This is a genomic window from Vibrio sp. SCP2 (genome assembly GCF_059295395.1).
In genome coordinates, this window is record NZ_JCAFVV010000001.1 from 1,304,804 (window position 1) to 1,330,057 (window position 25,254).

At 45.5% G+C, this 25,254-nt stretch carries 17 protein-coding genes; 9 read left to right on the forward strand and 8 right to left on the reverse strand.

All coding sequences use genetic code 11. The features are described from left to right. Window positions 1–25 precede the first annotated feature (25 nt). The gene (locus AC5O63_RS06280) at window positions 26–1,297 is read left to right on the forward strand and encodes an HD-GYP domain-containing protein (protein ID WP_494504322.1); all 1,272 of its coding nucleotides are present in this window, start codon (window positions 26–28) and stop codon (window positions 1,295–1,297) included. Window positions 1,298–1,368: 71 nt separating this feature from the next. On the opposite strand, the gene AC5O63_RS06285 is transcribed toward AC5O63_RS06280, so the two are convergent. Continuing rightward, window positions 1,369–2,007: a DUF2057 family protein gene (locus AC5O63_RS06285; protein WP_494504323.1), complete on the reverse strand. Its 639-nt coding sequence runs from the start codon at window positions 2,005–2,007 to the stop codon at window positions 1,369–1,371. Window positions 2,008–2,435: 428 nt separating this feature from the next. Between AC5O63_RS06285 and AC5O63_RS06290 the strand changes: the two genes are divergently transcribed. Next, complete coding sequence (locus AC5O63_RS06290; RefSeq protein WP_171320081.1) at window positions 2,436–3,833, forward strand: tryptophanase; 1,398 nt, start codon at window positions 2,436–2,438, stop codon at window positions 3,831–3,833. Window positions 3,834–4,188: 355 nt separating this feature from the next. After that, the gene (locus AC5O63_RS06295; protein ID WP_494504324.1) at window positions 4,189–6,726 is read left to right on the forward strand and encodes a glycosyl hydrolase family 18 protein; all 2,538 of its coding nucleotides are present in this window, start codon (window positions 4,189–4,191) and stop codon (window positions 6,724–6,726) included. Between the two features lie 83 nt (window positions 6,727–6,809). On the opposite strand, the gene AC5O63_RS06300 is transcribed toward AC5O63_RS06295, so the two are convergent. From AC5O63_RS06300 to AC5O63_RS06315, 4 genes are read right to left on the reverse strand one after another with little or no spacing between them, the layout of a single operon-like run. Continuing rightward, window positions 6,810–8,924, reverse strand: coding sequence for a type I secretion system permease/ATPase (locus AC5O63_RS06300; RefSeq protein ID WP_494504325.1), 2,115 nt, complete (start codon window positions 8,922–8,924; stop codon window positions 6,810–6,812). Between the two features lie 17 nt (window positions 8,925–8,941). Beyond that, on the reverse strand, window positions 8,942–10,852 hold the full coding sequence (locus AC5O63_RS06305) for a bifunctional diguanylate cyclase/phosphodiesterase (protein WP_494504326.1): 1,911 nt from the start codon (window positions 10,850–10,852) through the stop codon (window positions 8,942–8,944). Window positions 10,853–10,857: 5 nt separating this feature from the next. Further along, the gene (locus AC5O63_RS06310) at window positions 10,858–11,526 is read right to left on the reverse strand and encodes a transglutaminase-like cysteine peptidase (RefSeq protein WP_239854825.1); all 669 of its coding nucleotides are present in this window, start codon (window positions 11,524–11,526) and stop codon (window positions 10,858–10,860) included. 46 nt (window positions 11,527–11,572) lie between these two features. Then, window positions 11,573–12,964: an HlyD family type I secretion periplasmic adaptor subunit gene (locus tag AC5O63_RS06315; RefSeq protein ID WP_494504327.1), complete on the reverse strand. Its 1,392-nt coding sequence runs from the start codon at window positions 12,962–12,964 to the stop codon at window positions 11,573–11,575. 211 nt (window positions 12,965–13,175) lie between these two features. On the opposite strand from AC5O63_RS06315, the gene pdxH reads away from it, so the two are divergent. Next, the gene (gene pdxH / locus AC5O63_RS06320) at window positions 13,176–13,811 is read left to right on the forward strand and encodes a pyridoxamine 5'-phosphate oxidase (protein WP_004745800.1); all 636 of its coding nucleotides are present in this window, start codon (window positions 13,176–13,178) and stop codon (window positions 13,809–13,811) included. A 13-nt stretch (window positions 13,812–13,824) separates the two neighbouring features. Here the strand turns inward: pdxH and AC5O63_RS06325 are convergent, their stop codons facing one another. The 3 genes from AC5O63_RS06325 to AC5O63_RS06335 all read right to left on the reverse strand — a co-directional run bounded on the left by AC5O63_RS06325 (window position 13,825) and on the right by AC5O63_RS06335 (window position 17,863). Continuing rightward, the gene (locus tag AC5O63_RS06325) at window positions 13,825–14,538 is read right to left on the reverse strand and encodes a helix-turn-helix transcriptional regulator (protein ID WP_004745801.1); all 714 of its coding nucleotides are present in this window, start codon (window positions 14,536–14,538) and stop codon (window positions 13,825–13,827) included. A gap of 264 nt (window positions 14,539–14,802) precedes the next feature. Next, entirely contained in the window at window positions 14,803–16,623 is a 1,821-nt protein-coding gene (locus tag AC5O63_RS06330; RefSeq protein ID WP_494504328.1) for an SUMF1/EgtB/PvdO family nonheme iron enzyme, read from the reverse strand. Window positions 16,624–16,765: 142 nt separating this feature from the next. Beyond that, the gene (locus tag AC5O63_RS06335) at window positions 16,766–17,863 is read right to left on the reverse strand and encodes a PEGA domain-containing protein (protein WP_069668435.1); all 1,098 of its coding nucleotides are present in this window, start codon (window positions 17,861–17,863) and stop codon (window positions 16,766–16,768) included. Window positions 17,864–18,358: 495 nt separating this feature from the next. Here AC5O63_RS06335 and AC5O63_RS06340 point away from each other — a divergent pair, with 495 nt between their 5' ends. The 5 genes from AC5O63_RS06340 to AC5O63_RS06360 all read left to right on the forward strand — a co-directional run bounded on the left by AC5O63_RS06340 (window position 18,359) and on the right by AC5O63_RS06360 (window position 25,173). Then, complete coding sequence (locus tag AC5O63_RS06340) at window positions 18,359–19,174, forward strand: AraC family transcriptional regulator (RefSeq protein ID WP_171320075.1); 816 nt, start codon at window positions 18,359–18,361, stop codon at window positions 19,172–19,174. Between the two features lie 187 nt (window positions 19,175–19,361). Continuing rightward, window positions 19,362–22,481, forward strand: a complete 3,120-nt coding sequence (gene putA / locus AC5O63_RS06345) for a bifunctional proline dehydrogenase/L-glutamate gamma-semialdehyde dehydrogenase PutA (protein ID WP_494504329.1) — start codon at window positions 19,362–19,364, stop codon at window positions 22,479–22,481. A gap of 23 nt (window positions 22,482–22,504) precedes the next feature. Continuing rightward, the gene (locus AC5O63_RS06350; RefSeq protein WP_004744555.1) at window positions 22,505–23,203 is read left to right on the forward strand and encodes a hypothetical protein; all 699 of its coding nucleotides are present in this window, start codon (window positions 22,505–22,507) and stop codon (window positions 23,201–23,203) included. Window positions 23,204–23,273: 70 nt separating this feature from the next. Continuing rightward, entirely contained in the window at window positions 23,274–24,761 is a 1,488-nt protein-coding gene (putP, locus tag AC5O63_RS06355; RefSeq protein WP_494504330.1) for a sodium/proline symporter PutP, read from the forward strand. A gap of 178 nt (window positions 24,762–24,939) precedes the next feature. Beyond that, entirely contained in the window at window positions 24,940–25,173 is a 234-nt protein-coding gene (locus AC5O63_RS06360) for a hypothetical protein (protein WP_494504331.1), read from the forward strand. Window positions 25,174–25,254: the final 81 nt, after the last annotated feature.

Sequence of the window (25,254 nt, forward strand, 5' to 3'; positions counted from 1 at the left end):
ATTTATAAATGACTAAAGCGTTAGTATGGAAGTGCCCCAAGACGATGTTAGCGTAGATCTACGTCGCGTATTATTTGAAATTGCTTATGCCCTCGATGCGGTAGGTGTTGATGATATTTATCATGGACACCGAGTCGCGTATATCGCCTATCGCTGTGCTCAACGGATGGGTTGGAATGAAGACCGATGTCAAACCATCTTCTCATTAGGTTTGATTCATGACTGCGGAGTGTCTGAGAGTGCTGAGGTCGGTGAACTGCTGGCTGCTCTCGCGCCAAGGAATACTCGCAAACACTGTGTCAAAGGTTATGAGCTGCTTAAAGCTTGTCGGCCTTTGTCTGAGCTTGCCATGCCTATTTTGCTCCATCATACCTGGTGGCAAGAGTTAAAGGGCATTCATGCTGTGAGTGATGATGTTAAGCAGTATGCGACCTTACTCTTTTTAGCTGATCGGCTTGATTACCTACACGGGAACTACGCGTTAGATTCGTATGGCAATATCACCGAAGCAAGTAAGAAGAGTATTATCGGTGAGCTACAAGCAAACTCGGGTACTATGTTTGAACCGACTCAAGTCGGAGTGATGAGTGAGTTGGTTCAATGCGATGATTTTTGGTTTTCGATGGAAGCGAGATATATAGAGAGCCTGTCTTATACTTTCACCCCGCTTTATCGAGATCCTATTGGCTTAGACGAGTCGATTGAAGTGGCAGAGCTTTTTGCTCAAATCGTCGATGCGAAAAGCTCGTTCACCTATCAACACTCTTTGCACGTTGCTCAGCTCGCTGAATTTTTCGCCCATAAATTAGGTTACTCTGAACGAGCAAGAAAAATGCTTTATCTAGCGGGATTAATTCACGATATTGGCAAACTTAAAACGCCGAGTGCGATATTGCATAAGCCTGCTCAGCTATCGGATGAAGAGTATGCGTGTATTCGCCGTCACGCCACAGATTCGCGTCATGCCATACAACGCATGTTTACCAATCAGCAAATCGTAGAATGGGCATCGAATCACCACGAGCGACTTGATGGATCAGGTTATCCATTAGGATTGTCCGCTTGCCAGCTCGACCAGCCAAGTCGATTGATTGCGGTGACGGATGTCTTTCAAGCTCTCACCCAATCCCGCCCTTATCGAGAAGGTCTTCCTTTAGAGGAGGCGATTGAAATCATTGAAGAGATGGTTAATCGCAATCAGCTTGATCGCAAGGTATTTGATTGCTTGGTAGTGAACGCGCAGGAGTGTTACCGGATCTCGACTGGCCAAGAAAGTAAAAAGCCAGTACTCGTTTAGTACTGGCTTGTTAGGGTTTGCGCGCCTTTCTACTGCAAAGTCAGCTTAAAGGTCAGTGGGCCCTCAGTTCATTACTGGTTTACAAATGCTTTGAAGCGAGCTTGGGTTTCCGCATCTGCTTTGCTGTACCAGAAATGCAGCATTTCTTCTGCAGTGTTATCGCCAGCTTTCACCGGCTTACCGTCAATTTGTGCTGGCAAGGTTACTGGAACCACAGCTGCTGTTGAAACTGCTGCAATGCCACCACGGCGGTTGTACTCAGCCAATTCAATCTTGTGGTTGCGGCCGATTTGCATCCCTTCCTTCACCAGCTTGTCTTGCTTCATCTCGATCGCTTGACCGCTTTCATCTTTTAAAGACCACTCTAAGTCACGAATTTTCTTCGAGCCTTCGCTCTCATTGCGGTACTTAGGCAATTCAAATTCCAGTTCTTGATCAGCGATATTGAAGGTTCCGATGATTGGATCACTTTCAAGGATGACGCGATCTTTACCTTGGTCGAAGTATGGCTGGTACGTGAATAAGATTTGGTTTTCACCGTTAGGTAGCGTAAGCGTTTTGGATGAAAAGAAGCTGCCTGATAGCTCAGGTTTTGCATCGTTCACCACTAAGACGTCGATAGTGTCTGGAATCGAGATAGTAACGTCAGCAGCAGCTAGACCACTGGTACCTAAAGCGATTGCAGCAAGTAATGTTGTTTTTATTTTCATTTTTGGTTCCTAGTAAACAGGCACTTAAACTGCAAAGAGAGTGCCTAGCTCGCCGCATGATTTCAAGATGCGAATGTAAGAAGTTTGAAAAATTCATCAAATCTTAACTAGTGCTCACGTTAATGTGGCACGTCAGTTTATAAATTTGAGCTATCTTTCACGGTAATCTGGATAATAACTAGACTATATTAACTAGGTGTACAATGAATCAGGAGGATAACGCTATGGCATATACCGATATGTTAGACAGCAGACTAGTGTTGTCGCCATGGTATAACGTTGACTACACCCTTTCCCTACTCAACAAAGAAACGACTCTTCGTTAATGACCTTGAGGTGCTTTCCGCGCCGAAGCAATCTTATTCAAAATCAATATTACCCGCGATTAACTGCAGCGGGGGACTAGATCTATTTAAAGGAAATTAATGATGAAACGTATTCCAGAACCTTTCCGTATCAAAATGGTTGAGCCGATCAAAATGACGACGTATGACGATCGAGTTGACGCGTTAAATGAAGCGGGATTAAACCCTTTCTTACTCAGAAGTGACGATGTCTACATTGATCTGTTGACCGATTCAGGTACCGGAGCGATGAGTGATAACCAGTGGGCTGGTTTAATGATGGGGGATGAGTCTTATGCGGGTAGCCGAAACTACTACAACCTATGCGCAGCGGTAGAACATTTCTTTGGTTATAAACTCACCGTGCCAGCGCATCAAGGACGTGGCGCTGAACAAATTCTATTTCCTGCACTGATTGAGCGGATGAAAGCCGTCCGTGGGGGAACGGAGCCAGTTTTCATTTCCAACTATCACTTTGACACTACGGCAGGTCACATTGAGCTCAACGGTGGTAAGGCTATTAACGTGGTGGATAAACACGCTTTTGACACGACAACACCTTACGATTGGAAGGGCAACTTTGATTTAGACAAGTTACAATCGACGATTGAGGCGCACGGCTCAGAAAACATCTGCGCGATTATCACTACCGTGACGTGTAATAGTTCTGGTGGTCAGCCAGTCTCAATGGAGAACATGCGTGCCGTGTATGAGATTGCAACCAAAAACGATATTCCGGTTGTGATTGATTCTGCGCGTTACTGTGAAAATGCTTATTTCATCAAACAGCGCGAAGAGGGCTATCAAGATAAGTCCATCTTAGAAATTATTCGTGAGATGTACCAATACGGCGACATGCTGACCATGTCGGCGAAGAAAGACCCTATGGTCAACATCGGCGGCCTCTGCTGTATTCGCGATCATGAAGAGCTGTTTCAAGCTGTTCAGACTCGCTGCGTACCCATGGAAGGGTTTGTTACCTATGGTGGTATGGCTGGGCGTGATATGGAAGCGCTTGCTCGTGGTTTGTATGAAGGCGCGGATGAAGACTACTTACACTACCGAATTAGTCAGGTGGAGTATCTCGGTGAGCGCCTAAGAGAAGGTGGAATTCCAATCCAATATCCAACGGGTGGACACGCAGTGTTTGTTGATGCGGCTAAAATACTTCCCCATATCCCAGCTGATGAGTTCCCTGCGCAGGTTCTGTGTAATGCTTTGTATCTAGAGGCGGGTATTCGCGCAGTCGAGATAGGTTCACTGCTTCTTGGTAGAGACCCTGAAACAGGCGAACAGAAAGCATCAGAGCTAGAGTTGATGCGTCTGACCATCCCAAGACGTGTCTATACCAATGATCACATGGACTATATTGCCGATGCGATCATCGCTTTGAAAGAGCGTGCCCACGAGCTAAAAGGGCTGACATTTGATTACGAACCGCCGGTACTTCGTCATTTCACGGCGCGTTTTAAGTCCAAGTAATCGGCTTTTTCTGATTTAACAAATGTTATTAAAACTGCCACAGTTTGACTAAGTTGTGGCAGTTTTCTATGTCGGTTATTAATGGCTTTATAGCACCGATGTCTGTAAATTGTTGATTGATATGTTATTTATGCTAACGCGAATTGAATTTATAAATTTTGGCTCGATATCCACTTTGGAATGTAACAACTTAGCAACAACAAAATGATTTCTTATCGTCACTCGAAAATAGCCTTTATTTTTTTCTCCTAAAAAAAAGTCTCTTAAATACTTGAGTGTGATGTTCTTTGATTTGTTGAAGAACAGATTTAACTCTGACTTTAGAGTGAACATACAAGGAATGAGAGAAATAGGTATGAATCGTATTACATTGTGCGCGGCGGGCATCGCGTTAGCGATCTCAGGCACGACAATAGCGGCACCAACGGCTCCAAGTGTTGATGTATATGGCTCCAACAATCTTCAGTTTTCTAAGATTCAGTTGGCGATGGAGACAACGTCTGGTTATAACCAGATGGTTAAGTATTTCGACGAGGCAGATATCACCATTAAGTTTAACCAGTGGAGTGGCACATCAGGTGACACCTACAAGGTGTATTTTGATGGTGTGCAAGTCGCAACTGGCCCAATTACTGGCAGTCAAACCACAGCAAACTTCAAATATGGTCAAGGCGGCCTGTATCAAATGACCATTGAAGCTTGTGATGCGACTGGTTGTAGCACAAGTGCTCCGGTAGAGGTGACCGTAGCAGATACTGATGGCTCGCATTTGAAGCCATTAGTGATGAACATCGATCCGAACAATAAATCTTACAACATCGATCCAAACACGGTTGTAGGTACCTACTTTGTTGAGTGGGGTATTTATGGGCGCGATTACACGGTCGACAACTTACCAGTCGATAATCTGACTCACATTCTATATGGCTTTATTCCAATTTGTGGACCGAATGAATCGGTTAAGTCAGTGGGCGGCAATAGTTACAATGCTTTGATGACCGCTTGTCAGGGAGTGCCTGATTATGAAGTGGTTATTCATGACCCATGGGCTGCGTACCAAAAGAGTTTCCCTCAGGCAGGCCATGAGTATAGCTCTCCTATCAAGGGTAACTACGCTATGTTGATGGCGCTTAAGAAGAATAATCCCAACCTAAAAATCATTCCGTCAATTGGTGGCTGGACTTTATCTGACCCATTTTTCGACTTCACCACTAAAGCCAATCGAGACACCTTTGTCGCTTCTGTTAAGCGCTTCCTGAACACATGGAAATTCTATGACGGTGTCGATATTGACTGGGAATTCCCAGGTGGCGGCGGTGCTGCGGCAAACTTGGGTGACCCAGTAAATGATGGCCCAGCTTATGTTGCCTTGATGCAAGAGCTAAGAGCAATGCTTGATGAGCTTGAAGTATCGACAGGCAGAACTTATGAACTCACCTCTGCCATTGGTGTTGGTTACGACAAGATTGAAGATGTGAACTATGCAGATGCGGTTCAATACATGGACTACATTTTCGCAATGACTTACGACTTCTACGGCGGCTGGAATAACGTTGTAGGCCACCAAACTGCGCTTTACTGCGGTAGCTTCATGCGTCCGGGTCAATGTGATGGCAGTGGTGTCGACGAAAACGGCGAAGCGTATAAAGGCCCTGCTTACACGTCTGACAACGGTATTCAGCTTCTATTGGCACAAGGTGTACCTGCGAGCAAGCTAGTACTCGGTGCAGCAATGTATGGTCGAGGCTGGGAAGGTGTAACACCTGATACTCTATCAGATCCAACCGATCCTATGACCGGTGTTGGTAACGGCAAACTTAAAGGCTCGACAGCTCAAGGTGTATGGGAAGATGGTGTTATTGACTACAAAGGTGTGAAAGCGCACATGTTGGGGGCAAACAACACTGGTATCAACGGCTTTGAGTATGGCTATGATGCACAAGCTGAAGCCGCTTGGGTTTGGAACCGTACTACAGGTCAGCTGATCACATTCGATGATGACCGTTCTGTAAAAGCCAAAGGGGCTTATGTTCGTAGTCTAGGTCTTGCAGGCTTGTTCTCTTGGGAGATTGATGCAGATAACGGCGATATCCTTAATGCAATGCATGAAGGTTTAGCTGGTGGTCCTCCAGTAAACCGTGCACCTCAAGCAAGTGCTGGTGCGGATGTGACTGTTGTTGGTCCAGCAAATGTGACCTTGGATGGCAGTGCGTCAGCAGACTCAGATGGCACGATTGCGAGTTATCAATGGACACAAGTGTCTGGAACTCCTGTGACACTTACTGGAGCGAATAGTGCGAGTGCAAGCTTCGCTGTGGCTGAAGTCACGCAGACAGAAACGCTTAGCTTTAAGCTTACAGTGACAGACAATGAAGGTGCGTCAGCTTCGGATACCGTAGTTGTTACCGTTAACTCGAAAGACGTTCCGCCAGTGAATCAAGCGCCGGTTGCGGCAGTAACAGCGCCAGCAAATGTTAATGCGGATGATGTTGTTGTGGTTGATGCCTCTGCTTCAACGGATGCTGACAACGATCCACTTACATACGCTTGGGATTTGCCAGCAGGTCTTAATGCAACAGTAAACGGGTCTAGCGTGACATTTACTGCCGCAGAATACACTGCGGACACATCACTTGCCTTTACTGTGACGGTTAGTGATGGAAAAGCAACATCAACGGCTTCTGCGACCGTTGTCGTGGCTAAGAAGTCAACAGGTGGAGAGCTATGTAGCAATCTTTGGGTTGATACAGCGGTATACAACGGTGGTGAGCAAGTTTCTTGGGCAGGTAAAGTTTGGGAAGCGAAATGGTGGACTCAAGGTGATAATCCATCACAGTCTGGACAATGGGGTGTGTGGAAAGAAGTAGGTGCGGCGAAGTGCCCAACTAACTAATACAATCCAGCTCTATGTAAAACTCTAACAAAAAGCCATTCGGGTTCTCCGAATGGCTTTTCTTATTGGTTTGAACTAAGTAATTAATTAACTGCTCTAACCTTGCCTTGTTTAAGGTTAGTCAGAACTTCAGACTTAGGACCATCGGCAATCACACAGCCTTTTTCCATTACAATGACGCGGTCTACTACATCGAGCATCGATGTTTTATGAGTGATTAGAATCAGCGTCTCACTCGACTTCAATTGCGAAAGTTGCTGCTTGATGTGCATTTCAGAGCGGTTATCCATCGCACTGGTTGGCTCATCCATAAGTAAGACGGGCGGACGACCCAGTAAAGAGCGAGCAATAGCCACTGCCTGACGTTGGCCGCCAGAGAGCAACATACCGCCTTCCCCCACTTGGCGCTCCAGTCCAGCAGGGTCTTGCTGCGTAAACACGGTAACACCCGCTCGGTTAGCAGCATCGAGTACATCTCTGTCGTCAGCAAGAGGACGACCTAGCGTGATGTTGTCACGTATGCTGCCATAAAAGAGCTGACTATCTTGCGGCACACAACCGATGTTTCTGCGAATATCAATATGGTGCAATTGTTCGATATCGGTATCATCGATTCGGACATGGCCCTCAGTAGGCTTATATAAACCCATGATCAAGCGCTCAAGGGTGGTTTTACCTGAACCAATACGACCAATAATAGCCACTTTTTCACCTGGGTTAATCGTCAGGCTTAAATCTCGAATAGAGGCAATCGGAGAGTCAGGGTAGTGGAATGTGACCTTATCTAGCTCGATCTTACCGTGAACAATTGGGCGGTGAATATAGCGTTTACCTTCCTCTTGTTCGTCTGGCATCGACATTACTTGTTCAATGATAGTCATTGATGATTTCGCTTGGTTGTAGCGAGTAGAAAGTAAAGATAGCTGAACCATAGGGCCGATTGCACGACCACTAAGCATGGTTGCGGCGATAAGCCCACCCATAGTCAGTTCGCCTTCGGAAATCAGATAAACACCGAGAATAATCATACCCACGTTGGAGGCTTGCTGAACAAAGCCCGCGGTGTTTTGGATACCATCAGTGATTCGGCGACTCTTGATATTCCAGTTTGCCATGTGCGCAACCGCTTCTTCCCAACGGAACTGGAACTGACTTTGTGCGCCAAAAAGCTTGACCGTTTCGAGACCTGAAAGGCTCTCAATAAGGTTGGCATATTTCTGAGACGCTAAACGCGAGCCCTCTTCGATGGTGTGTCTTAATGGACCTTGGATCAAGGCAGAGTAGATCACCAAAATCAGCACACCGACGATAGGGACGATGACTAAGTTCCCTGCCATTAACCAAATCAGCACTAAGAACAGAATCGCAAAAGGCAAATCGATCAATGAACCAATGGTCGCAGAGGTGAAGAACTCGCGGATAGATTCAAACTCCTGAAGATGGCGTGCGAATGCACCGACCGAAGCAGGGCGAGCCTCCATACGAATCCCCATGACTTTACTAAACAGCTTAGATGAAATCAGTATGTCTGACTTCTTGCCCGCCACATCAATAAAGTAGCTACGCATTAACTTGAGAGTTAAGTCGAAGAGGAAGATAACAAAGATACCACTTGCCAGTACCCAAAGCGTTTCAAAAGCAAGGTTAGGCACCACCTTGTCATACACTAAGCGGGTAAACATAGGCGCAGCGACGGCAAATAGGTTGATTAAGATCGAGGCGATAAGTACATCGCGGTAGATCTTTTTCGATTGCCAAATCGTACCCCAGAACCAGTGCCCTTCACGGGTTTTAAGTACTTCCGGAGAGCGCTCATCGTAACGGAACTGTTTCTTTACTAGAAAGTAGCGACCAATATACAGTTGCTCTAGTTCGGCGATCGGGAGCGAAATCGGTACTAAACCTGACTCGCCTGTAACGATTTCCGCTTCGGTTTTATCGTCATTAATGCTGTTAAGAACACAGGCATCACCGCTTTTTAAGATCAGCACAACGGGTAACACAAGTTGTGAGATTTCAGTGAGTGCAGATCGGTTCTCTTTTGCTACCAACCCAGCACGTTCCGCCGAACGTGGAAATAGGAAGGGGGTCAGCTTACCGTCTGACAGAGGCAAGCCATTAATGAGTGCCTCTGGAGAGTTCGCTAATCCGTAGTATCGACTGACGTAGATAAGTGAATTTAATAGCGGATCCTGCATGCTATACCTTTTGTTAATTATTTATCTACGATGAAGCCTTGGAAGACTTCAATAAAGTGCTCAGATAAGAAATCTAACTGAGTCTGCGTTTCGACACGTGAAGCGATAGTCTTGATGCCCAAGTTATGCGCTGTTCTCGAAATAGAGGTCAGAGTAAATTTCTGCTTCTCATCATCCAAGTGGTGAGTATAGAGATAATCTAGCTTCACATACGCAGGACGGAACTCGTTGATGTAATCCAAAGATTGGAAGTTACGGCCATAGTTATCGACACCAAAATCTGCACCTGCCCCGCGTACCGCGTTACAGAATAGGGCGGTGTGGTGCGGCGAGTTGATAAAACAGTTTTCCGGAATCTCAAAATGCAGCAGTGAGGCAACGGACGAATGTTTGTTTAGTAATTGTGTCACCCAGCGGATAAAGCTTGGCTGAGAGATACTGCTCTGCGCAATGTTGATCGCAACAGGTTCACTAAATTCACCTGCTTCTAGTCGCTCGACAATCGCCTTAATCACATACTCGTCGAATAGGTGGCTAGCATTGAGCTGTTCTAAAGCAAACAGGTATTGATTGGCACTGTAACGTTCACCATCTTTCTCAATCGCAGAGAAAACTTCGCGGTGATAAGCTTGCCCCCAACTGTTATTGGCAGCCTGAAAACGGAAGCTAAACCAATCATTGCTGATCGCTTCTTCCACCAAGGTTTTCCACTGCTGTTTACCCATTAGGTTGTCAGTGTCTTCTCCAGTCACATAACCGTAGTTAAGTTCTGGGTTTGACTTTGCATTGGCCAAAGCGTTATCAAGCATGGTGAGCAGTTCTGTCGAGTTTGTCGAAGCCTTATTGAAAACCACACCCAACGACAAGTTGGCGGTCGCCATACCTGTTGGATCGGCGTTGATATCTTGCACGTATGTAACAATGCTCTCGGCAATCAACTTAAGCTCAGAATCATCGACATTTGGTAAGATAAAACCAAATTCCTCTGTAGAGATACGCGCTAGAGTGACATCTGGAGATGACATAGACACCTTCAAGTGATCTGCGAGCTCTCGAACCATACCATCACCCGCTTCATAGCCTTTCTCTTCATACAGTTCGCGAATGAAGCTAGCTTCCAGTATTGCAACACCGCCAATACCACCTTCGCCAATCCACGAGTTAAGCTGACTCATGTAGTACGCGCGATTACCAAGTTGCGACACTGGGTCAATGTAGGCACGTTCACGAAGTTGCTGAGCTTCTTTTGCTTGTGCTTTGAAGGATTTCTCAAGTTGGGCGGACATGCTGTTAATGCCATCAACAACATAGATTAAGTCTTGTGTTGCTGGTCGAGGAAGTGGCTCGCCAAACTGATTGTTCGCGACTTGCTCCATTTTGTTTACGATAAGCTGCAAAGGACGAAGCGCGCGTTTTAGGATGAAAGAGATAGAGAACAAACCAATCAGCATGATGATACAGAAAGCAATCACCAAGCGCTCAAATGCAAGCCATAGTTGGGTGTAGGCATCCCCAGGGTGGCTGACAATCTCGACTTCGGCTAGCTGCATCCATCCGCTCGTCACAACGCGTCGGTCGTGGATCTTTTCAAACAGGTTGAGGCGAGTGAACCATTTAGGCACATTGTTTGGCTTTATTGGATACGAGCGTAGAATCTCGTCTCCAGTATCAAGGAAGATCAAACGCACCACAGAATAACTACTGCCATCAAACAAGGCATTGATGACCGATTCCACGGCAACTTGGTCCTTGTTTTCTAAATACGGGGCTAACGCGAGACCGACCGTATTGATGGTGTTATTCACCTCAGAGCGCTGCTGTTGAATGAGGTTATTTCGAGTGGTGTTAAATTCGATGATAAACACCGAGATTAACAGCATCAAAATGACCGCAATCATACCTGCGACAAGTTGTTTATATAAAGTCATATTGCCTACTCATCATAATTGACTACTGGTTTATTTAGTTTGAGCGATTTCTCGCGCGCACGGAGGTCATTCCATAGGCTTAGCCTCGAAGACTTCCCTGCAAGTTGTCCCTGTTTCGACTTCATCAGCCATAGATTCTTACCGTTGAAACTGTATATCGGTAATAGATCTCGGCGTTTAGATGCACGTTTAATTTGTGGGTTGATGTTGTCGAGCAGAATCGGTTCTGCACTTGGCTTGGAGTAATAGGCTAAAACCATATGAAACTGATTTAACTCAATGGCTTTAACATACACCAAGCGGAGTTTTTTATCTGATACACCCAGTTCAAGAAGGGAAAAATACTTGGCGATGGTGAAGTCTTCACAGTCCCCTGCATTACTGCCAAGGAACTCTAAAGGCGTCGCCCAGTAATCGTTTTTGCCCCACAGGTGAATATCGTTGACGAAATTGAGTTGATTGAAGAAGTTATTTACTTTGGTCAGCTTATCCCGTTCAGGGATCGACTTATACTGCGCCATCTCTTTGCGCCACGTCTCGACACGGCGACCGGCCCGATCACCGTAGGTTTTTCGGACAGCATCGACCCAACGTTGCTCTTGGGTATTAAGAGCAAACGATGTGGTAGTGGCTAACAGCAGTACAGCAAAAGCAATCAGGCCGTTGGCAAACATGCGAACGTTCAAATTGTTTTCTCTGACTCTTTGTTCATCATTCAAGCTATTCCTTTAGAGCATTGTTCTGCGCGCTAAGAATCGGCTTAAGCAGATATTCTAAAATGGTGCGCTTACCCGTAATGATATCGACCGATGCGGTCATCCCCGGGATAATCGGTAGCGAGTTATCTTTGTCTAGACTTGTCTCTTTAGTCCGTACTCGCACAAGATAGAAGCTATTTCCCTCTTCGTCGGTGGTTGTATCTGCGCTTATGTGTTCGAGCGTTCCCTCTAAGCCACCGTATTTAGTGAAGTCATAAGCACTAAACTTAACGATAGTGTGAAGGTCTGGGCGCAGAAACGCGATATCTTGAGGCGCAATTTTAGCTTCAACGAGTAGCGTGTCTTCGCTTGGTACAATTTCAACAATATCCATACCCGGCTGGATAACACCACCAACTGTGTTGACGTTGAGGGTTTTGACCGTGCCGGTCACAGGAGAAGTGACGATAGTACGGTTGACTCGGTCTTCTAAACCCACGGTTGATTCTGTGAGCGAAGAGAGTTTGTCTTGTGCTTGGTTTAGCTTCTCTTGCTGCTCTGAGCGAAACTTCTGCGCCGCATCAATGCGGCTAAGCATGGCTTCGCGAATCGCAGATTTAAGGACTGGAACCTTGAGTTCGCTAGAAGTCATCTCGCGGCGAGTATCGTTAACCTGACGCTGAAGTTTGAGCAGTTCAATTCTTGGTACGACACCTTCTTCAGCAAGCGGCTTAGTAATCTCAAGCTCTTTGTTGGCAAAGCGATAGCTCTCGCGTAAGTTTCTAACGCGAGCTTGGATTTCAACCAGATCTTGTTGCTTCTGTTTTACCTGTTGATCAAGTAGCGATATCTGGTTACGCAGATTATTTAAATCTTGGCGATACTCTGCGCGTTGGCGAGCGACTAGATTAGGTTGCGTTTCTTCGAGAATCGGTGGGAAGGCCAACTTGTTAAAGTTGAGTAGTACACTCTTTTGCCAGTTGGTTTCATCAAAATTTTCGTTGAGCTCTACACTAGTAATGGAAGCCGAGAGCTGTAAAACACTTGCCGTTAAGTTGGCGACTTGTTGTTCACGCTCACGGTAATCGGAACGGAAACGCGTATCGTCAATAAGCAATAGCTGCTGGCCTTTTTCAACCTTTTGGCCTTCACGAACAAGGATCTCTTTGACCAGACCACCTTCTAAGTTTTGCACTACTTGAATCTGAGAAGAAGGAACGACTTTACCCTGACCGACCGTGACCTTGTCGATTTCTGCCCAAGATGCCCATAAAGCGGCAAGCACAAAAAACAGCACCATGATCCACAGCATCACACGCGCACTATTCGGAGTGTTTAGAAGTAGTGCCGCTGTTTTGTCGTCGACATAGTCCAGTTCGTTTGGAGTAAGCTTGTCATAACCGCTCTTACTCATGGGTAGTCCTTATTATATAGAGTTATTCTATTGATTTTATTACTCATGACCTGAAATGTTAAGGATTTGCTGTCATATTTATTCTAGTAAAATAGTTAACTTAGATTTAATCGATGGTTTTTATAGAGTGTAGCGCTATCCGTTGCCTTGGGCTTGAGTTCTTATCATTAAGAGCGCACAATCGACAAAAAAATTTCGCCGAGGAGAAAAGATGGAACTTGATGATATTCGTCGCGAATACACAAAAGGTGGTTTGCGAAGAAAAGATTTGTTGTCAGACCCAGTTGCTCAGTTCAATTTATGGCTGAAGCAAGCGATTGATGCCAAGCTAACAGATCCAACAGCAATGACAGTGGCAACGGTGGATGAAACAGGTCAGCCTTTCCAACGAATTGTCTTGCTAAAAAACGTCGATGAGCAAGGATTTATATTCTATACCAACTTAGGTAGCCGTAAGGCGCAACAAATCGAGCACAATGCTAAGGTGAGCTTACATTTCCCTTGGCATCCGTTGGAAAGACAGGTCCATATTACTGGAGTTGCGGAAAAACTCAGTGCTGTCGAAAATATGAAGTATTTCTCTTCAAGACCTAAATCCAGTCAGCTTGCGGCGATTGCCAGTAAACAAAGCAGCCGCATTTCAGCACGTGGGGTTTTAGAAGGTAAGTTCCTAGAGCTTAAAAAGAAGTTTGAAGCAGGTGAAATCCCGGTACCAAGTTTCTGGGGAGGCTATCGTATTAGGCCAGAAAGCATCGAGTTCTGGCAAGGAGGCGAGCATCGACTTCATGACCGTTTCTTGTTTTCCAAAGATCACGAAGCGTGGCATATTGATCGCCTTGCTCCATAGTCAAAACGCCGCATTACGCGGCGTTTTCTGCATTAAGAGCAACGGAAATCTGAGTCTTTAACAAGGTTTCTGGGATGTAGGACCCGTAGCCTTGCTCAAGTGCCAGATCGATCAGATGAGCCTTAGAGTGAGCACCAAATTTGTGCCTAAGCCTAACGACATAGCTTTCCAATGTCTTGATCGATATCTTCATTATTTTCGCGATATAGCTTGGCTTTTTCCCATACAACAATAGAAACAGTGCTTCAGATTCTCTAGAGGTCAGTTTACTGTTTAAGGTGCTGGTTGGTGGCGTATCACCTGCTAACGTTTCATTTGATGTGAGTCCAGTCGCTCGACATATCCAGTGGCTCACTTCTAAAATCGCTGTGTTCGACAACTCTTGGCCATAAAATATGGTGCCTTGTACCTGCCCACTGTCGTCTAGCCAAGGGGTCTTAGTAAAGATGTGCGCACGCCAACTACCATCAGGGTAGGGGTGAATATCTAAGATCTTAAGTTGGGCCTTGTTCTCTATGACATATCGGTCTTGGCGCACGAAATCAGCAGCACAACGAGAGGTTGGGCTTGGCATTTGGCTATCCGACAAACCACTACACTGGCTCGACTGCGTAAAGCCGATAAGCTTAGCGTAGGCATCGTTGGCGTAAACAAAAACAGAATTGAGGTCTTTACAGCCCCAATAGCCGGGGAGTTGATTGAATAGAGAGGCTTGTTGTTCGTTCACTTATCAATATAAATCTTATAAAACAGAACGAATATCATATCAGATTTAAATATTCTGTACGATAAAAAATGCCAGGCACCATACGATGACTGGCAAACACAAGAAATAATCTTGTCGACGTGTAGAAGAGGTTCTATGAACTCAGTGGTTCACTGAGTATAGACGTATCAATAGATACTGAGTTAGGTAATACAACCTGACTCGTTAGTTATCATATCTCTTTGATAGTAATAAAAAAGGGGGGAAATCCCCCCTTTAGACTGGTTAGTTGATGTCTCGGACGACGCGGAAACCGAGGTAGTTTGCCGCTTCAAAGGTAGATAAGAACAGTTGCTTATCAGAAGCCGCCATTTCAGGGGAAAAATTCCAAGCGCCACCTTTTGCGATACCTTTAGGGCTGCTTGTCCATTGCCAAACGTTGCCCACTACATCATAGAGACCAAGTTGGTTTGGCTTAAAGGCACTGACTGGCGATGTGCTCGCGTTAGACCACGGAGTACCACTCCAACCGGTATTGGCTTCACCTGAGATGAAGGCGTCGCCCCACCAATATTTATCTTGGCTACCAGCGCGTGCAGCAACTTCCCACTCTTCTTCAGTAGGTAGACGATAAGCCGCGCCTGTCTGCTTGCGTAGCCAATTCGCATACGACTTGGCATCGTTTTGGCTGACACAAACCACAGGAGAGTTCGGGTACTGCTTAAAGCCAGGATCACGCCAGCTTGCTTTAGACACAGGGGTAACTTCACCATTCACAAGTGCAGTACAGGTGTTTTTAAGTTCTGCATCCGTTTGGTAATTGGTGTGCTCGACAAAGGTAGCAAATTGACTCACCGTTACAGGAGTCGCGCCAATGCCGAAAGCATGATCAAGGAATACTTGTTTCGAAGCGTTTTCCCCCGTGAAGTATTTTCCTTGTAAAATAGCAATCATTTCAGGTGCTTGACCATCATTTGCCATACCGTCAGCAAACTTACTACCCGCTCGAAGTGGGTTTGACTTTTCTTTTAAAACTGCTCGAATAGCCGTGTCCGACTTCACTGATACTTGCTGGGTAAAGGCTTTGTAGCCTTCTTTTTGTACGGTAATGTCGTGAAGACCGATAGGCAGCATAATCTCAACGGGTGTACTACCGTAGGAAACGCCATCGATATACACACTGTCGTTGAACTGATTAGAACGTACTGCAAGTGTTACCCATGCCATTTCTTGGTCAGCTTGAAGCTCACGTGATACGCCAGGTGCGAAACAGTACTGAGTGCCAACCTGTAATAAGTCACATGCTGCTTTCGCTTTAGGGCGTGCTTCCAACTCTACATCCATGATAGTGCGATAACGAACACCATCGTAGAAACCGGCTTGCTTAGTCGCGTGTTTAATCACATGGATATTAAGAGATGTGTCATTGATATTGCGCTTAACTAGACCACTTTCGCTGGTTTGTTCGGCAATTTCAGCTCTAAACTGTTTGACGGCTTTTTGCAGAGCAAGCTCTTTCGTTTGCTGGTCACATTGTGAAAGCGTAAGCGAAGGTTGGCATCGGTTAGTAAAGCTAACGGAAATCTGCTGTGGTTGTTTCAGCTCAGCCCTAAGCTGCTCAACTCTCGCACGAATCTTGTCTTCGTCTAAACTAGCGATCTTTTGTTCAATGGCTTCAAGCTCAGCTTGGCGAGTTGCAAAGACATTACGTATTTCTACCAGCTCTTGCTCAGTCGACAAGCGTGCTTTTTGGTTCTGTTTAACCGCCGACCACGCATCTTGGTAAGCTTTTTGTGATGCAGCAAGATCAATGTTTGGATCGTCAATCATGCGTTGGTAAGCATTTTCTAGCTTACTTTTCGCGTTGGAGAACGCGTCATCCAAAGACTTGGCCTTTTGTTCAAGAGAGTCCAATTCTGATTTCTTGCTATCTAGCAGCGCTTGCTGCTGTTCTTTCGCTTCTAGCGCAGCTTTTAACTCATCGTGTGTAGTGAAGAGTTGGTCATCAATCTGAACCAATGTCTTCGGCGCTTCTTCTGCTACCACAGGAGAGAGAAGCAAACACGGAGATAATGCTAACAAAAGGGCTGGTAAACCTGGGCGCATTGTCTTTCTTCTACATCTAATTATTGATTAATTGGCTTATTTTAAACGAAAACGCCACTTTGTCTTAAGTTATCCTTTAATAACTTAGGATCAAAATGGCGTTTTTAGCTCAATCTTGTGAATTCAGTATGAATTTCAAGCGTTATCCACTCGGACGCAACTTAACCCAAACCGTGTCATTTGCATTCACACTGATTTCACGGTTGTAGGTTTCGTACCCACTTTTCGATACGGTTACTTGGTGCTGGCCACGAGGAAGAACAACTTCTACTGGTGTGCTACCGTAATTGATACCGTTGATAACAACTGCATCGTCATACTGATCAGAGCGAACGGTTACGTTTACCCAGTTCTTATCGTTCTTTTTGGTTTTTGCTGCTTGCTCGCCTTTCAAGCAGTAGCGAGAAGAAACATTGAGCAGCTTACATGCTGCTGAAGCTTCTGGACGAGCTTGAAGTTGAGACTGCATTTGCGTGAAGTAACTATTGTTACCTTCAAAACCAGAACGGATGATTTGGCTTTCCTGAACGTGCACGTTTAGCTGAACACCTTTCGCATTTTGCTTGGCTAAGTTCGACTCAGTTAAGCGATCCATTAACTTAGCTTTAAACGCTTTCACCGCTTTTTGCTTAGTTAGGTATTGGCCTTGGCTAGTACATTCGCCCAATGTCATGGTCGAAGAACAGGTCGTTTTGAAACTCGTTTCTAGAACGTCGCTTTCACGGAGCTCAGCGGCAATACGTTTCACACGTGCTTCCACTTTTTGCTCTTGCAGGTAAGAAAGCTCAGAGTTGAGTCGAGCCTGTTTCTGCTTAATTTGCGAAAGGCGCATTTCACTTTCTGTGATGGCTTGCTGGTTCTCAAGCAGTGAAGACTGGTTTTCTTTCACTTCAGACCAAGCGTCCTGATAGGCCTTCTGGAAAGAAACTAAGTCGATGTCTGGATCATCTAAAAGACGGTTATACTGTTTGTCCAGTGCCGACTTGGTTCGATTACGCTTAGCGTTGAGCTCTTGCTCACTACGCTTAAGTTTACTCTTATCATTCTGAAGTTGTTGGAGGCGTTCAGCTTCAGAGTCGAACTCTGTAGCCATAGTACCCATTTCCGCTTCTTTATTTTCTAATTTACTCTCGATTTCAGCGACAGGATCAGCCTGTACATTTTCATCTGCAAAAATCGAAGTCGAAACCCAAAGAGGGCTTAGCGCAAGCAAAAGCGCTGGGATGCGACGTATGATCATAAGTCCCTGCAACAATTAACGTTTAAATTACCAAAGTAAAATATTTAAACCCAGTACATGTTCGAATCGATATGTACCTTAAAATAGGAAAAAGACAAACTTTTGACAGTCCATTGCTAAGGTGCCTTGCAAAGGTCTATTTCTTCCATTTATTACTCTCCATTTCTAGAGAGTCTGACCTAAGCTTATCATAAATCGAGATAAACTTATCCATTACCTAATCCATTTTGGGCGCATTGAAGAAATATGCAAGTAAAGAATCTTGATCGATTAGAGGTAAAATGGATAGAAGTGACATAAGCCGTAATTTATGTGCACTTGATCATTCTTCCAGTAGGCTGGATGATGATTTTTTCAACAACTGGAAACCGAGTCAGAGACGAGCCTTACTGAGCAAAATGCAACCTATTTGATAAATTATCAATAGGAATTTCGAGTTGAATCACTTTTGGTATACCATGAACATTCCGCCACCAAATACACTAGTGGACCGCTATGTCTTCGCCCTTTAAGTCAGAAAATAAACCATCAGCTGCCAAAGATTTGTCGCCTTTGCCAGCGCAACTGGTCACTTTACCATCTTATATGGATTGTCATGACCATAATTACACGCAAGTAGTCATTGGATTGAAAGGAAAAGCGGAGTTCGAAGTCAGTGGTTACGGTAATTTGGTGGGACCCGGTCAAGGCTGTGTGGTGACTTCTGGGACGGGCCATGCTTTTGGTAGCGTATTGGAGCAATCGGATATCTTAGTGCTGAATATGCCACTGCCTAAAGACGATGATCCTTTGTTGTTACAAAGGCTAAACGACCTTAATCAAAAGGATACCTACTTTCAGCTCGATAGCCAGATTCAAAAGTTGATTCAAATGCTGGTAGCGGAAATGCAGTCTAGCCCAGATGACCTTCTGCTAAGCCGAGCCTGTAACGATACGGTTGTTGCGCTGTTGCAGCGCCACATGTCAGCGTTTGCCAGTGTTCGACGAGATTCGCGTTTTGATTTAGAGGCGATCGATCGTTATATCGAGCAACATCTAAGTCAAAAAATCTCCGTCACGCAGCTTGCTGGCAGTGTGTTCCTTGGAGAGAGCCAGTTTCATTCGTTGTTTAAAGAGCAAATGGGCATCACTCCTCATCAATACGTCTTGGGCAAACGCATCGATATGGCCAAGCAGTTGATAGAGCAGGGTCATCTCACTCTAGGTCAAGTGGCCGAATTTACCGGATTCTCGGGTCAAAGTGCCTTCACACATACCTTTTCTCGCCTACAAGGCATGTCGCCGTCTCTGTACAAGAAACAATTTGGTTAAATAAGATAACTTTAACCATATATTATTTTGCTTATTTGCATGTGACTCTGTATTTGTTTTGTTAATAATCAGAGTTTTTAGCAAAAAACTCGGAGTTTTTGACAAGTAATCTTCTCGGGCTCAAAATACACTGCAAGCCATTGTAGGAAACCTGAACTGATTTCAGGTGTGAGATTGAGGAAAACGCATGTTTACAGCGACTGACGTGTTAAATGCTGAGTTTGTTGAGCAACCGCTTAACAAGCTTTGGTCGTTGATCTCTCCACTATACATGGTGGATGAATCACAATGGCTTAATCAATTGTTGCCATTAGCAATGCCAAGCGATGGCGAAAAAGAACAAATTGCGGCTAAGACGACCCAACTTATTGAAGCGATACGAGCGGATAAAAAGTCGATTCAGATGATCGATGCTCTACTGCTTGAATACAGCCTTGATACGCAAGAAGGTATCTTGCTGATGTGTTTGGCAGAAGCGTTGATGCGTATCCCAGATTCAGCAACGGCTGACGCACTGATTCGAGACAAATTGACTGTTGCGGATTGGAAATCTCACCTTAAGAATTCAGACTCTGTGTTTGTTAACGCCTCGACATGGGGATTAATGTTGACAGGCAAAGTTGTTGGTCTCTCTGAAAACGAATCTCAGAGCCCAGTGAGTGCGGTTAACCGCCTAGTGAACAAAATGTCTGAGCCTGTGATCCGTAAGGCGATGCATCAGGCGATGAAAGTGATGGGGCACCAATTTGTACTTGGACGCAGCATTGCGGAAGCGCAAAAAAATGGTCGCCCAATGCGCGACAAAGGCTTTACCTATTCTTATGACATGTTAGGTGAGGCGGCACTCACAACCGCTGACGCTAACAAGTATTTCAAAGATTACCTCATGGCGATTGAAGCCGTAGGGCGCGACAATTACGGATTGGATACTAGCCCTGCGCCATCTGTTTCGATCAAGCTATCTGCACTTCATCCACGTTACGAAGTTGCCAATGAAGAGCGCGTACTGACTGAGCTCTATGACACGCTGCAGCAGTTACTTCGCCGTGCGGTTGAGCTTGATGTTGCAATTACCATTGATGCTGAAGAAGCTGACAGACTAGAGCTTTCTCTAAAACTGTTTGAAAAAGTGTATCGCAGCGAACTTGTTAAAGGCTGGGGTAAGTTTGGCCTGGTGATTCAAGCCTACTCGAAACGTGCTTTGCCTGTGCTAGTTTGGATCAATGGTCTAGCAAAAGAACAGGGTGACTTGATTCCACTTCGCCTTGTAAAAGGTGCTTACTGGGACAGTGAAATCAAGTGGTCACAACAAGCAGGTTACACTAACTATCCAGTTTATACCCGCAAAGAAGCGACAGACGTAGCTTATCTAGCCTGCGCGCGATTCCTACTGAGCGACAATGTTCGCGGTAATATCTTCCCACAGTTTGCTAGCCACAATGCTCAGACAGTGACTTCAATTGCTGTCATGGCAGAGCACAAAGATTTTGAGTTCCAACGTCTGCACGGTATGGGAGATTCTCTATACAACCACGCGATGGAAGCCTACCAACAGTCAGTTCGTATTTATGCGCCAGTCGGTAGTCATAAAGACCTGCTTCCTTACTTGGTACGTCGATTACTAGAGAACGGCGCTAATAGCTCATTCGTACATCGATTGGTCGATGCACGCTGTCCTGTAGAGACGTTGACCCAGCATCCAGTTGATATGCTAAATGCGTTTGAAACGCTAAATAATACCAGTATCCCACTGCCAACTGATGTGTTCCCTGAGCGCAAGAACTCACTTGGCGTCAACGTTGATATTGAAAGTGAAGCTAAGCCGTTTGAGCATGAAGTAGAAAGCTTCTTGAACAAAAATTGGACGGCTGGGCCGATCATTAATGGCGAGTTCCTTGCCGAAAGCATGATCAAGGAAAACATCAACACTGAATCAGTAACAGCGCCTTACGACAGACGTATCCATGTTGGTCAGGTGGCTTTCGCTACCCTTGATCATGTTTCCGCTGCTATTGAAGGTGCAGAGCAAGCATTTAGTGCATGGCAATTGAGTCCGAAATCTCAACGTGCGGAAAAACTGGATACCTTAGCCGACCTACTTGAAGAGCACTTAGCAGAACTGGTTGCTATCTGTCATCAAGAGGCAGGTAAGACGATTCATGACAGCATTGATGAAGTTCGTGAAGCGGTAGACTTCTGTCGTTACTATGCTAAACAAGTCGATGCACTTGGCGAACTGGCAGTGAAAGGCTTTGATGGTCAAAGTCGCGTGGTCACTCGTCAAGGACGTGGTGTCTTTGTTTGTATCAGCCCATGGAACTTCCCGTTGGCGATTTTCCTTGGACAAATTACTGCGGCTCTTGTCTCTGGAAACACGGTTGTTGCTAAGCCTGCGGAGCAAACCAGTTTAATAGCAGCTCGCGCTGTTGAACTTATGTTAGATGCGGGTTTCCCTGCAGGTACTATCCAACTCCTTCCTGGCCGCGGCGCAGAAATTGGCTCAGCATTGACCTCGCACTCTGCAATTGCAGGTGTCGCGTTTACAGGCTCAACCGCAACCGCGCAGCGAATCAACCAAACCTTGGCCGAGCGTGATGCTGCGCCAGTACCGTTTATCGCTGAAACTGGCGGTCAAAATGCGATGATCGTTGATAGTACTGCGCTACCTGAGCAAGTAGTTCGTGACGTTATCCGTTCTGCATTTGCTTCAGCGGGTCAGCGCTGTAGTGCACTGCGCGTTCTCTATGTTCAGGAAGATATCGCTGATCGCATCATTGCCCTTATTCAGGGGGCGATGCAGGAATTGAGCGTAGGCAAGCCTTATCTTCATTCTACTGATGTTGGTCCAGTTATCGATCAAACGGCTAAAACGAAACTGCTTCAGCACATTGAGCGAATGAGCAGCAGTGAAAAGAAAGTCGCTCAGCTTGCGTTGTCTGAAGAGCATGAATACGGAGATTTTGTTGCTCCTACCGCTTTTGAAATTGGTGATATCTCTTGCCTTAAAGAAGAGCAGTTTGGACCTATCTTGCACATCGTTCGTTTCAAAGCGAGTGAGCTGCACCAGATTGTTGACCAGATCAATACCACTGGATTTGGTTTGACGATGGGCATTCATAGCCGTAACGAAACGACCTATCGCTGGATCGAAAAGCACGCTCGCGTAGGTAACTGTTACATCAACCGAGATCAAGTTGGTGCTGTGGTTGGCGTTCAGCCGTTTGGCGGTCAAGGTTTATCTGGCACGGGTCCTAAAGCTGGCGGCCCTCACTACCTGTACCGTTTTACCCAAACACAATTTTCTTAATTGAGTGAGCAAGGAGAATAATCATGGTTCATCAAGTAACTCGTTTTTCTGACGCTTTCTCTGCATGGGAAAACTGGAACTTAACTAATTTTGATTCTAAGAGTGAGTGTTTGCTCGCTTTTAAACAGGCTTTACAACAAGTTCAGCCTGAGTTGGCTTCTGTTGTTTCTTACCATATTGAACAGGCTTCAGCACTACTTGCTGAGACGCATCAATTGGTTGGCCCAACAGGTGAAACCAACGAATTGTACACCGCAGGTCGTGGTGTAGCTCTTGTGATTCAGGACGATACACGAGAGCAGGCAAAGCTAGCGGTAGTAGCGCAAATCAGCGCAGCACTTATCGCGGGTAACAGCATCATCTTATGCAGTGATGACGCTGAGCTATGTCAATCATTAGAAGCTGCTTACCTGCAGTCTTCGTTGCCGACTAACCTAGTACAGTTTGCTGCGCTTGATGCCTATCATCAACTGCTGGAATCGGATGTACGCAGTATTGGTTATGTTGGTAACACTGAGGTTGAAAGGACAATCAACCGACAACTCGCCAAACGTTCAGGTGCGATTGTAAGCCTGACGTCTGAAACGGATTTTGTGAGCCTATCGGTGGCACACGATCCCCATCTAGCGCTTCGTTTTATTACTGAGCGCACTAGAACAATAAATATAACAGCAGTGGGTGGTAACGCGACCTTGCTCGAACTAGGAAGCGAAACCCACTAATCTTCATTGATTTGCCCTCGTTTAGCGGGGGCATTCAGGGAAGGCGATCTTTTAAAAGAGGACAAATCACATGGAAAATAGCTTTGCTATTACAACCACGTTTATTGCGTATTTGATACTAATGCTGGCCATTGGTGTTATCGCTTACCAGCGAACGAAAAGCTCAAGCGATTACTTCTTGGGTGGCCGCTCACTAGGCCCTTGGCCTGCGGCATTGTCAGCAGGTGCTTCTGATATGAGTGGTTGGCTTCTACTTGGTCTGCCGGGCTATGCTTATGCAGCGGGTATCGAAGCGTTCTGGCTAGCAGGTGGTCTACTTGTAGGTACTTGGTTGAACTGGCTAATTAACGCAAAACGTCTACGTACGTACAGTATTACGACCGATGCGCTAACACTACCAGAATTCCTATCTCGTCGTTTCAACGATAATTCAAAACTGATTCAGGTAATTTCTGCTTTCTTCATTCTTTTATTCTTCCTTTTCTACACAAGCTCAGGCTTGGTAGCTGGCGGTAAATTGTTTGAGACAGTATTTGGTTTAGATTACACAACGGCAGTTATCATCGGTACAGTGTGTGTTGTTTCTTACACGCTATTTGGTGGTTTCCTTGCGGTATCTTGGACTGACTTGGTTCAAGGTCTACTGATGGCAGCGGCGCTATTAATTGTACCGATTGCAGCGATGGAAGGTGGTTTTGGTCAACTAGGTAGTGACTTAGCTGCGATTAACCCAGAACTGCTGTCACTGTGGGATGATTCAAAAGGTGAGCCACTTTCAGCAATTGCGATTATCTCGCTTGCTGCTTGGGGTTTAGGTTACTTTGGTCAGCCTCATATCCTTGCGCGTTTCAAAGCATCTCGCTCAAATAAGGATCTAACAACTGCGCGCCGTATTGCTGTAATTTGGACTGCGCTATCTATGGTCGGTGCGATGTTAGTTGGTCTAGTTGGCCTTGTGTATGTCACTAACTCTGGTGTGAGCGTTGACGACGGCGAGAAAATCTTTATGTTGCTGGTTAACTCGCTATTCCACCCAGTGATTGCCGGTATCTTACTTGCTGCGATTCTGGCGGCTGTAATGAGTACCGCGGATTCACAACTATTGGTTTCATCGTCTGCTCTAGCGGAAGACTTCTACAAGCAAGTATTTAAGAAAGATGCGAGCTCTGAAGAGATCGTTATGGTTGGCCGTGTTGCCGTTATCGGTATCTCGGTTGTAGCACTTGTTCTTGCGATGACACCTGACAGCTCTGTACTTGGTCTGGTTTCTTACGCTTGGGCTGGTTTTGGTGCTGCGTTTGGTCCTGCACTTGTACTTAGCTTGTACTGGGAACGCATGAACCGCAATGGTGCTCTAGCAGGTATTCTTGTTGGTGGTATTACCATCGTAGTATGGAAACAGCTATCAGGTGGTTGGTTCGATGTGTACGAAATCGTACCGGGAATCATCTTCTCTACTATCGCGATTATCGCTATTAGCCTAATGACAGGTGAACCAGAAGAATCGGTGAAAGCACAGCACGCTAAATTTAAGAAGCAGCTGACTGAACTTGATTAGTTCGTGCCTCTTTTGACAATAAGCCCCGAAGTTCGGGGCTTTTTTCGTATAGAAGCAGTTAAATCGGCTATTTATTGAACTTGCCTCACGTTTTCTAAACTAATGTTTGAATTAAATGAACTCTCGCTTCCACAATGTGTCGATTATCAATAGCGCGAACTTTTAAGGAGAGAAGAAAATGCCACATATGCACTGCCACTGCTGCGGAAAAAGCACAGCACATAAGATCGTGATGAAACGTTGCGAAGTCCAACATGATTCGGTAGTAAAAAGTATGGCGTGTTTCTTTTCGACTCTGCTCCAAGGTGCGCACTATGTCAAAATGGAAAAACAGGCTTTTTGCCGAGTTTGTAACAGCCAGTCTGAAGTGATTACCTCGCAAGAAACTTTTTCAGATGTGAAAATCGCATAACTTCACAAAAACTTTATCCCAACTTCGCCTAGGTATCAGTGCCGTAACGCTTTTGGCTTAAGATAGCGGTACGTTGTTGTC